Origin of the sequence: Candidatus Blochmannia sp. SNP, assembly GCF_036549215.1 — a bacterium.
Taxonomy (GTDB): Bacteria; Pseudomonadota; Gammaproteobacteria; order Enterobacterales; family Enterobacteriaceae; genus Blochmanniella.
On the sequence record NZ_CP144371.1, the window covers coordinates 557212 to 569733 of the forward strand.

Below are 12522 nucleotides of genomic sequence, written 5' to 3' on the forward strand. Positions count from 1 at the left end.
TTATTATTTTATTTAGTAAAAATGTCAATTTTGTTTGTTTCAGATATTCATTTGCGCTCGGAATCTCCGGATGTTACTGATGGGTTTTTGAATTTTTTAAATTATTGTGCAATACGTGCTCAATCCCTTTATATTTTAGGAGATTTATTTGAGATTTGGTTAGGAGATGATGATTATAAATCATTACATATTAATATTGCTAAAGCTTTAAAAAGATTACAACAAAAAAAGATTTCGTGTTATTTTATTCATGGCAATCGTGATTTTTTGTTGGGAGAAAAGTATGCTAAGGCTTGCGGGATGACGTTATTATCTTCAAAACAAATTCTGAAATTAAAATCGGGGAAAAAGATAGTTATTTTACATGGAGACACTTTATGTACTGATGATAAATTATATCAATTATTTAGAAAATGTTTTCGAAATATTGTAGCACAGCGGTTATTTTTGTTATTACCATTATCTGTACGTTCACGTATTTTTGGTATCATACGTTCATGTTGTGTACGGCATAAACAATGTAAATCAAAAAAAAAATTGAATATTAATTTAAGAATAGCTACAGATATATTAGTTAAGAATCATGCAGATATTATGATTCATGGGCATACTCATCAACCAACGATTTATAAAATTTTTGGATCTAAAAAAGATATGTTAAATATAATGGTGTTAGGGGGTTGGAATAAATATGGTTCGATGATAGAAGTAAATGAAGAGAATAATAATATTGTATTTATGGAATTTCCGATATAAAAATAATTAAACATTAAATTATATTTTTATTTTGATTGTTATATCAGCTGACAGCAATTAGAGTTGTTGTTTTATTTAAAGAGAGGTGTAATGAGTTTTTAGTTTAGATATTGTTTGTTGTAATTATTTGATATATTTTCTGTTGTCCTCTTTTATTGAAAGGTATCTTGCGACTGTGATTGTTTTGAAGCTTTTTAATGTTTTTATTTTTTAATTTTTAAAATTTATAATAAGTATTAATTTGATTGCAATATGGGTTCATTATCGTTATTAGATTTAATTTTCTATGGAACGAGTTTTGGTTAAAAAGATTGCAAATCTGTATTTTTAAAGAAAATAGTATATATTATTTAACGTTTAGAGAACCGTGAGTTGTTGTGTTTGTATGCTATCTTATTATATAAGAGGTTTTATTTAGGAGATTAATGTTTATTAAGTTAAGTGAAGTGGAGTTTTAAAAAATTTTTAAATGAATTTTGTGATTTAATGTTTGTTAATGCTTAAAGAAAAAATTTTTATCATATTTTTGGTGAAATGTTTAGATAGTTTATGATACTAGACAATAATCTAGTAGATATTTCTTATTAATTAATATATATAATTAATAGAAGTTATGGATAGTGTTTTATGTGTTATTGCCTGAAATTAATGTTTATTGATAGTTCTATTTATAAATTGTTATTTAAGTTATAGTGTAAATTTTTAAATACTATTATAGTAAGTGATTTTTGTTTAGTTAATTGATATTTTATGTTGAAATAAACATAGTTATAAATTTTATTGTAATAGTTATTTGGTATCGTATTTAATTTTAATTTTAAAAATTATAACAGCAAATCGGTTAATCTATTATAAAAATCTGATAATTTTATGGTTGGTTCTTAATTGATAAACATATTATATTATATATATTTGATGTTATTGTAATCCATATCCAATATTAGTTAAATTGAAATTAATTGTAACTAATTATTTGTTAATTAATAAACTAATTAATTCTTTATAGATCTCAGTAATTTTTCGATTTGCATCAATAGAAAAATATTGTATTTTTTTAGATTTAGATTCATGTCGATAATAATTTAATACTGGTTCAGTATATTGGTGATAGTTATGTAGTCGTTTACGTATAGTTTGTTCACAGTCATCTTTTCGGGTAGTCAAAGATTCACCAGTAATGTCATCTAATCCACAAATTTTAGGTGGATTAAATTGAATATGATATGTTCTACCAGAATTAATATGTATTCGTCTGCCTGTAATACGATTAATAACTGTAGAGTCTGATATAACGAATTCTATGACATAATTTACAAAAATTTTATACTTTTTCATAAATTCTGCTTGTAAGATTGTTCTAGGAAATCCATCTAATAAAAATCCATTATAGCAATCATTTTTATTAATACGTGTGTTAATTAATTGAACCATAAAATCATCATTTACTAAATTCCCGGTATGCATCACATTTATTATATTTTTTCGAATTTTATGGGATTGATATGGATCTTTGGGGAACGATTGACGTAACATCATACCTGTAGAAATATTTGGGATGTTATACTTATTTGAAATAAGATGAGCTTGAGTCCCTTTTCCAGATCCAGGAGGCCCAAGAAATATAATACGTATCACAAATTTAATTCTCGATTAAAATTATATAATTTTATTAAATAATATTTATAATATATTGCATCATTATTTTTTAGATATAAGGAGAGTATTGTTTAAATATATACATAAAGGATGTTAATTTTATATTTCTGTCCAAATAATGAATGTTATTATAGCATAAATTAAATATTGATTTGTTATATATTTTATCAATTGATTATTATAGATTATGAGAGTGTATTTTGTTATATTTTTATATTCGATAAGACATATTGTATATATTATTTGTTATAAATAGTAGTGAATAATTAGTTAAAAATGAAAGAATATATTTAATAGATCGAAGTTATTTATGTATAATTTTGAATTAATTTTTTTTATTTACTGCAAGTTATTTGATCACCAATTTTTAATAAAATAAATTATATTTATTATAGGTTTAAATTCTATTTTTAATAGTTAAATATGCAATATAATAAATACATGATTGTGTGATTTTATATTGTAGTGATAATAAACAATATAATTATAAATTATTTATATATATAAATATATAAATAATAGAAAATTATCTAATAATTAACTTATTTATATATATAAGTAAAGTAGATAAATAGTAGGTTTTGTCTATTTAGTGGAGTGGGTATTATTTTGGTATTAAATTACTTTAATCTCATTTTCGTCAATTTCAGCATCAAAAAAAGTTTTGATTATTTTAATATATGGATCTTTTGAAAATTCTTGTTTTATTTTTGATATTTTTTCTTTGTATAAAATATAAATATGTTCCATTGGTGTTTTTATATCGTAATTATCGTCTTTTTTTATATGCAATGTGATTGGTATGCCGATATTGTTACTGAGTGATTTCTGTATTATATCATGCAATTTTATAGAATTTAAATGTTGATAATCAGAACGAACATGTAGGCATATTTCATTTGAAGAAATTTTTTCTTTCCAAGAATTCATAACTAATTTTTTTGCTGTTTTTGGCAATGTCAATCGATATATTTGTGATGTCCATGAATCGTTTTTCATTGCTTGTTGAAGTATTTCTTTTATGAAATTAGACATATTTTGATGATTTTTACTGTAGTCTTTGTTAGCGCTATCATCCTTGATATATTCTAAGGAATCTGATAAATCTTTATTAATCTTATTAATCTTATTAATGTTATTAGAATTATTTTTTATAACGTTTGTATTAATGTTGGCAAATCGTTCTAATATTCCTTGTATTGTTTTTTGAGATTTTGAAATTAAATTTGGTGTTTTTTCTATTTTATTTGATTTATTGTTTTCTTTATATTGTAATAGTTTTGAACGAGCTTCTAATATTTTAGAAGTAGTGTCTGTATTATCGATGTTAGATGTAGGCTTTGGCGATGTTGATTTAATATTATTAATATTATTATTGTTAGATTTTTTTAGCTTTAAACATAACATATCGTTTATTTTCTTTTGGTCTGTTGTATTTAATAGATTTTTATTTTGATTATCATTTTTTGACTGAATACCATCAGTGATGGCAGGTTGTTTATCGTTTGTATTGAATACAGGGTTGTTATTTGAATGAATAAAATTTTCAGATATACTATTATCATTATTATATTCTTTATTTGTTGTATTTGCATCCGGACGAAAAGCAAGGGCACGTAGCATGGTCATTTCTATTCCCATACGATGGTTAGGAACATAAGGTAATTCTCGGCGACCTAATAAAAATATTTGATAATATAATTGTATATTTTCTGGGGTAATATGATTTTTTAATTTATGTATGCGTTGGTTTATATGTTGTATTGTGTTATTGTTTTCTTGTTTTATAGAATTTAATAGAAATTGATCTATAGCTATTTTTTGTAAAATAATAAGCATTTCACTTAAAAGATTGTCCCAATCAATTCCTAAAATCTCATAGTTTTCTATTTGGTGCATAATATCGTATATACTTCCGTTTATTAAGCTTTCAATTAAAGATAATGGATGTTCAATATTTAATATACCAAACATGTCGTTCATGACGTTATTAGTTATTTCGTTATTGCCTAATACAATAGCTTGTTCGGCTAAACTAAGTGCATCACGCATACTTCCTTTTGATGCGTGAGCTAATATTTCTAGAGCGGAAGACTCTATCTTTATATTTTCTTTATTAAAGATATATGTTAGTTGAGTTATAATGTGAGAGGTGCTTAGTGGTTTTAAGCAAAATTGTAGACATCGGGATAATATAGTTGCTGGTAATTTTTGATATTCTGTAGTAATTAAAATAAATTTGACATGCGCCGGTGGCTCTTCTAATGTTTTTAATAAAGCATTAAAACTATGACGTGATAACATATGTACTTCATCTATGAGATATACTTTAAAGCGACCTCGTGATGGTGTGTATTGTACGTTATTTAGAAATTCCCTGGTATCTTCTACTTTAGTACGTGATGCAGCATCTATTTCAATAAGATCAATAAAACAGCCTGATTCAATATCTTGACAATTATTACATTGCCCGCACATATTAGAGCTTAATCCTTGTTCGCAGTTTAATCCTTTTGCAAACAATCGAGCAATGGTGGTTTTTCCTACTCCTCTTGTACCGGTTAATATATAAGCTTGATGAATTTTATTTAATGCAAAACTATGTATAATTGCTTTGATAATATGATTTTGTCCTACAATATCTGAAAATTTCTTTGGACGCCACTTACGGGCAAGTACCTGATAATTCATGATATACAACTCTTATAGGAATATTATAAATAGAAGAATTAAATCTAATTGGTTTAGTGGATGTATAATTTTTAATAATCAGAAAACATTACTAAACTGTAAGAATTTATTCCTATTTTTTTTAATAATGATTTACCGCCTAAATTTTCTAAATCTATTATAAATCCGGCATGGTTTACTTCTCCTCCCAATCGTCTAATTAATTTTACTACTGCTGCAATGGTTCCGCCTGTTGCTAATAAATCATCTATAACTAAAACTTTATCGCCTGGCATAATAGAATCGGCGTGTATTTCTAGACATCCACTATCATACTCTAAAATATACGGTTCACTAATAGTTGCACGCGGTAATCTCCCTGATTTACGAGCAGGGATAAAACCTAGCTTCAATATTAATGCTAATGGAGCGCTAAATAAAAAGCCTCTTGCTTCTATTCCTACTACCTTAGTTAATTTATAGTCTTTATAATGATGAGCTAGAAGAGTAATGCTTGTTGAATATGCTTGTGGATTTTTTAACAATTCAGTTATATCGCGAAATAAAATTCCTTGTTTTGGGTAATTAGGTACAAATTTAATATTTTTCTTGATTAATTTTAATTGTTGATCCATAACATGCATCATATTTGATTCCAAAATATAAAAAATAATTTAAATTTAATTTATATATCTATATCTATATAGAAATTTCGTGTATATTAAACTTCATAATATTTCGATTATAAGTATAAATTCCTTATTTTATATAAGCTATTTTATATCATCAAATGACTGGATACTGTAAATAGTTGTATTGTTTTTCTAGTGTAATAAATTTACATAATATATGTAAATTTATTACATATCTATATATTTAGGTAAAATTTCAAGTGTTTGCTTTTAAATTATATATAAATTTATTAAATAAAATATTATAAAGTATATTAATACTATTAGCTATATATTTAAATATATAGCTAATAGTATTAATATTTATGATAGTTAATAAAATTTAATTAATTATCAATCAATTTTTGAATATTTTTAATAAATAACACAATTAATGATTCGTATAAGCAAACACATTATTTAATGCTTTAGTGATTATTTAATTATTTGGATAATTTTATAAATTATAATATATATACAAAGATATATATTTTTTAAGGATTGAAGACTATTAGTTCTTGTAAATTTAATTTATTATATTTTATTACTTGTTTATCTCAAATAAGATATTAAATTATTCTTAATAGCGGAGATTATAGTATAATCCAACGCACTATATTACAGTTATAATAATAACTGTTTATTTTTATTTTTTAAATAAAAGTGCTACAGATATTAGATGTATTTTATATTGGGATGCTAATCAAGAATCATTTTAATTTTTGTTACGGCTGCTTCCTTCCAGACCTGACCGGTTTTACAAAAGTTATCATGAATAATTTGATAGCATCCCTTTTATAGATTATCTGTGATTATTTTAAATTTTTCAAGAAATAATTACACATTTAAGTATAAATATTATCTGAATATAAAATATTTTTTGTTTGTAAATATTGTAATGTGGCATATTTTGAATATTAAAATTAGTTCATTAATATTTTGTGAAATAAATTTAATTTTTAGTTGTTATAGATAGTATGATTTAGATATGTATATCTACGATGTTTAAATATTTTTAGTATTTTCGTTAGAATAAAATATTTAACTAATTTTATAAATATTTATTAATTATATTTTATAATTGATAGTTAATAGTGTAGATTTTTATAATTTTTTTATGTAGATTATTTTGATTTTTTTAATAAAATAATTACTATATTCACACCCACAAATCCATTCTACATATAACAGCTAGCTCTGTTTTGCTAGCTGTTATATGTAGAATGGATTTGTGGGTGTGAATGAGGCGGAATATGGTTAAATAAATTATATTTGGACTTCTTAATATCACGATATTGGTTCTATTAATATAGAGTTCTTCTATTTTTAAAAATTCAGTAATTAAAATTAACAATTCTTATTAGAATTATAGTGATTTCTTAATCTAATCTTATAAGAACATGTCTTACTTGAATAATTCAACCTTATAGCTGCAATTTTTTAAATTTATTGATATGTATATCAGCGGGCAATACAACGAGAAGTAGATGTTTCTCTTTATTTTATATGTTTTGTGCAAATATTTTATAATTTTATGATAATGATGTATTAGGTATTGTTCCATAATGAAATGGGGCGTTTTGTAGCGCTAATATTAAAACTTCGTCTATTTGTTTGACTGGATGAATATCTAAGTTATTTACTACAATGGCAGGCATATCTTCAAGGTCTCGTTTATTTTCATATGGTATTAATACTGTTTTAATACCTCCTCGGTGTGCTGCTAATAATTTTTCCTTCAAACCTCCGATAGGCAATACTTGCCCTCTTAAAGTTATTTCTCCTGTCATAGCTACACTGGATTTAACGGAATTTCCTGTTAAACAAGAAACTAAAGCAGTACACATAGCAATGCCAGCGCTCGGCCCATCTTTGGGGGTGGCGCCTTCAGGAACATGTACATGAATATCTTTTTTATTATAAAAATCAGTGTTGATGCCTAGTTTATCTGCACGTGCTCGTACTACAGTTAATGCAGCTTGAATAGATTCCTGCATAACTTCACCTAAGGAACCGGTGTAAGTTAACTTTCCTTTTCCAGGAACACAAGCAGTTTCTATCGTTAAAAGATCTCCTCCTACTTCAGTCCAAGCTAGTCCAGTTACTTGTCCAACACGGTTTTCTTGGTCTGCACGGGTGCAATCATAACGTTGTACACCAAGGAAATTTTTTAGATTGTTTTTATCAATGGTTATACATTTGATTTTTTTATTCATTAATAGCATTTTAACTGTTTTTCGACATAATTTGGAAATTTCACGTTCTAAATTACGTACTCCAGCTTCACGTGTATAATGTCGAATAATTCCTATTAAAGCATCGTCTTGAATGGTTAATTCTTCTGGTTTTAAAGCATTACGTTCTATTTGTTTAGTTAATAAGTGTTGTCGTGCTATATTTAATTTTTCATCTTCGGTATAACCAGATAATCTGATTACTTCCATTCGATCTAATAAAGGACTTGGAATATTCATTGAATTAGAAGTAGCGACAAACATAACATCAGATAAATCGTAATCTATTTCTAAATAATGATCATTAAAAGCAGTATTTTGTTCGGGATCTAACACTTCTAATAAAGCAGAAGCTGGATCTCCACGCATATCTAAAGACATTTTATCTATTTCATCTAAAAGAAATAATGGATTTCTTACACCAACTTTAGACATTTTTTGTATAAGTTTACCAGGCATAGACCCAATATAAGTACGACGATGACCTCTAATTTCTGCTTCGTCACGCATACCACCCAAAGCCATACGTACATATTTACGCCCAGTGGCTTTAGCAATAGATTGCCCAAGTGATGTTTTCCCTACTCCAGGTGGCCCTACTAAACATAAAATAGGCCCTTTGATTTTATTTATTCGGTTTTGTACTGCTAGATATTCTAAAATTCGATCTTTAACGCGTTCTAATCCATAATGATCCTCGTCCAGACTTTCTTGAGCCTTAAGTATATCTTTTTTCATTTTACTTCTTGCATGCCATGGTACTGATAAAATCCAATCAATATATCCACGCACTACAGTAGCTTCAGCTGACATAGGAGACATCAATTTTAATTTTTGCCACTCTGATTCTACTTTACCTCGTGCTTCTTTAGGCATTTTAGCTGCTTCTATTTTGCGTTTTAGAGCTTCATTTTCATCAATGATATCGTCTAATTCTCCTAGTTCTTTTTGAATGGCTTTCATTTGTTCATTTAAGTAATACTCACGTTGGCTTTTTTCCATTTGTTTTTTTACACGATTGCGAATACGTTTTTCAACCTGCAGTAATTCAATTTCTGACTCCATCATTGTTATTAAATATTCTAGTCGTTCTGTAATATCTGACATTTCTAATATTGATTGCTTGTTATTTAATTTTAGTGGCATATGAGCGGCGATAGTATCAGCAAGACGATCTGCGTTGTTAATATTATTTAGTGACACTAAAACTTCAGGTGGTATTTTTTTGTTAAGTTTAAGATATCCTTCAAATTGATTAATAACAGCGCGCATTAGTATTTCTTGTTCACGTTCGTTTAATGTTGTAGGCTCTAAAGAGCTTACATCAGCCTTAAAGTGGTTTCCGGTATCTGTTAATTCAATGATGCGAGCTCGTGTTAATCCTTCAACTAATACCTTCACTGTACCATCTGGTAGTTTTAGCATCTGTAATATCATGGATATTGTGCCAATTGAAAAAAGATCATTGATATTTGGTTCATCAGTTGATGCTTCTTTTTGAGCTACCAACATAATTTTTTTGTCACCATTCATAGCAGATTCAAGGCATCGAATTGATTTTTCTCGACCAACAAATAATGGAATTACCATGTGTGGATACACTACTACATCGCGCAGAGGTAATACAGGGATTTCAATGCTCTCAGGTTGCTCAGTATTCATAGAGCTATCTCTCTTGGTTAAAGCTTTCCAGATTATAACATTTTAAATATTTAGTTATACCATCTTTATTAACTGGATATTTAAAGGATATGGGGGCAAATCAATTATATTCAATATTGAGCATTATAAAAAGAAAAATAAATCATTATTTATTAATAAATTGGTCTATCATTTAATATTTATTAAAATTTTAGTGATTTTAAAATTCTATTTTTTAATTAAATTTTTGATTTTAAATCAGTTTTTGTTTATTTAAAAAATATTTAGTATTTTTAATATTTAAATGGAATTATTAATTATTTTAAATTTTAAATATAATTATTTATTTTATCAAAAGTATAGTAGTATAGTAAATAATTATCATATATCTATTTTAAATTGATATCGAATTAATTACATGATCTAAACTAGATTAATTATTTTTTTTTGATTTGAGTTATTAATTATTTTGAATAATAAATTTTTTGTTTAATTTTTAAAATAAACAGGTAAAATAAAAAATATTTTTTATTCTGAATTAAATATTGTTTATTAAAAATTAATAGTACTTATAGTATAGTTTTAAACTCAATTTGACTGCAACATATATTAGAGTGAAATGTTGATTTTATTTTGAAAGCAGTTGATATTTATTTTTAAAAATATTTTGTTATAAAATGATTTCAATTTATATAGATAAATTAGAAACTAATAATGGTATTCAGGGATGTTTATTTTTAATAATTTTAGATGTAGCATATTGCATATGTGTAAATTATATAAATTTATTGCTATAAAGGATTAATAACTGTAGGAGGTAAATATCTTTAATGCGTTAGTCATATATTACTTGTTTTTTGGCAATCTGTTTATATAAGTAGGTTATTTTGTAAAATGATGACTTATTTTATTATTAATAAAAGATATGTTAATATTTAAATGTTTATTCTGTGATTAATTGTGACTGTGTAAACACCGACATCGTCACCCTCCCTTACATAATATTATAATCAAATATATTATAATATTATGTAAAACTATATTCTATATCAGAATGGTTATCGTGTTTGATTGTGAAAAATTTTACTTAGTTATATATCTTATCTTAAATAAGATTCAGTAATCATTTATTATTTAATAAAATATTGTTTTTTATTTATATTTATATTGCTAAATAAATAGTACAATTAGTATCGATTGTATTTATTATTTAACTCTATGTACTAATTATTCATAATTTATTATTTGTCTATAGAACTTTAAATTATAATTAAATATATGTGACATAACATAAATTATATAAAAAGTACAATTTATTTTTTGAATACAGATAAGATAGATGCTTTGTATAATATAAATGTGCATAATCTAATAACGTGATTTTTAACAATAAAAATGTGTATTTGTATTATTTATTTTAAGATCCTGCTATCTTCATGGAAGATATTAAAACAGATCCGCAATAAATATGGCCTCTTGTTTCAGTATCACATCCAATAGAAACAATGTTACAGAACATTTCTTTTAAATTTCCAGCGATAGTAATTTCATTTACTGGATATTGAATATTTCCGTTTTCTACCCAAAACCCAGATACTCCACGTGAATAATTCCCGGTAATAATATTAACTCCTTGTCCCATTACACTAGTGATAATCAGCCCGCGATGCATATTTTTTATTAATTCTATAAAACTTAAATTTTGATAATTAATATACCAATTATAAATACCATCAGCATGCCCAGTGGTCTTTAGACCTATTTTACGCGCAGAATAACTATTTAAAATCCAACTATTTAATATTCCATTTTCTACGATAGTACGGTTTAGTGTTTGTACTCCTTCACTATCAAACGGAGCAGAACCTAATCCTTTTAGGATATGTGGACGTTCTTTGATCGACATCCAAGAAGGGAAAATTTTTTTTTTCAAATAATTTAATAAAAAAGTAGATTTTTGGTATACATTATTTCCGCAAATAGCCTCTGCTAAATGATGGAATAGACTCGTGGCTATTTCAGCAGAAAATAATACTGGAGACTCAGTTGTTTTAATTTTTTTTGAATGTAAATGATCTACTGCTCGTTGAGCGCATTCTTGCCCAACCCATTCTGGTGATCGTAAATCATTGAATGAACGGCTTAATGTATATGCATAATTTTGTTCCATAATACCATTACTTGAAGCAATTACACTGCAGCATAAAGAATATTGACTACTGGTATAACTTTGTAACATACCATGACTATTTCCAAATACTTTAGTAGTAAAATAACCGTTAAATTTACCTCCTTCGGTAGAAATAATACGGTTATCATGGTTTAATGCTGTTTTTTCTGCTGTAGATGCTAAAGCCGCGCTTAATTTAGTATTTAAATCAATGGGATGAAATAGGTCAAGATTCATAGAATTGAATGCTAATAATTCTTTATCAGCAATACCAGAATATGGGTCTGGGGAGGTGTAACATGCTATATTCGCTGCGGCCTCAATAGTACTAATTATTGCTTTTTCGTGTAAATCACTTGAAAGCGCAGTTCCTTTTCGTTTTTGACGAAATATAGTTATATCTAAGATGTTATGACTATTAAATTCAACATTCTCAAGCTTTTCGTAACGAGTGCTAACAGTAATTCCTGTGGTTTTAATGATTGATACTTCTACTTCATTTGAATATGCATGCGCTAAATTTAAAGCTTGATCTACTATATTTTCTAGAAAGTTACGTTGTTGTATCATATTATATATCACATCCATATCATTCTCCTGTAGTAAACATCCTTTATCAAAAATAGATTTGTGGAATTTAAGACTATATAACAAATATCAAGTATTGATATAATTTTATATCAATATTTTATATAAACACGGAAAATTTTTAATTGATTACGAA

The 12522-nt window shown here is 26.0% G+C and carries 6 protein-coding genes and 1 other RNA gene; 1 reads left to right on the forward strand and 6 read right to left on the reverse strand.

Features of this window, described 5'->3' with window-relative positions; translation table 11 throughout:
- The first annotated feature begins 21 nt into the window (after window positions 1–21).
- A complete protein-coding gene (locus VOI34_RS02335) occupies window positions 22–756 on the forward strand; it encodes a UDP-2,3-diacylglucosamine diphosphatase (protein ID WP_331828262.1) in 735 nt (244 codons plus the stop codon).
- A gap of 969 nt (window positions 757–1725) precedes the next feature.
- On the opposite strand, the gene adk is transcribed toward VOI34_RS02335, so the two are convergent.
- From adk to pmbA, 6 genes are all read right to left on the reverse strand, one after another.
- Window positions 1726–2388, reverse strand: coding sequence for an adenylate kinase (adk, locus tag VOI34_RS02340; RefSeq protein WP_443092756.1), 663 nt, complete (start codon window positions 2386–2388; stop codon window positions 1726–1728).
- Between the two features lie 639 nt (window positions 2389–3027).
- Window positions 3028–5103 (reverse strand): DNA polymerase III subunit gamma/tau, encoded by a 2076-nt coding sequence (gene dnaX / locus VOI34_RS02345; protein ID WP_331828264.1) that lies wholly within the window; start codon window positions 5101–5103, stop codon window positions 3028–3030.
- A 71-nt stretch (window positions 5104–5174) separates the two neighbouring features.
- On the reverse strand, window positions 5175–5729 hold the full coding sequence (apt, locus tag VOI34_RS02350; RefSeq protein ID WP_331828265.1) for an adenine phosphoribosyltransferase: 555 nt from the start codon (window positions 5727–5729) through the stop codon (window positions 5175–5177).
- Window positions 5730–6448: 719 nt separating this feature from the next.
- Window positions 6449–6537: signal recognition particle sRNA small type (gene ffs, locus VOI34_RS02355), an RNA gene on the reverse strand.
- 748 nt (window positions 6538–7285) lie between these two features.
- The gene (lon, locus tag VOI34_RS02360) at window positions 7286–9649 is read right to left on the reverse strand and encodes an endopeptidase La (RefSeq protein WP_331828266.1); all 2364 of its coding nucleotides are present in this window, start codon (window positions 9647–9649) and stop codon (window positions 7286–7288) included.
- 1396 nt (window positions 9650–11045) lie between these two features.
- Window positions 11046–12386 (reverse strand): metalloprotease PmbA, encoded by a 1341-nt coding sequence (gene pmbA, locus VOI34_RS02365; RefSeq protein ID WP_331828267.1) that lies wholly within the window; start codon window positions 12384–12386, stop codon window positions 11046–11048.
- Between the last annotated feature and the right edge of the window lie 136 nt (window positions 12387–12522).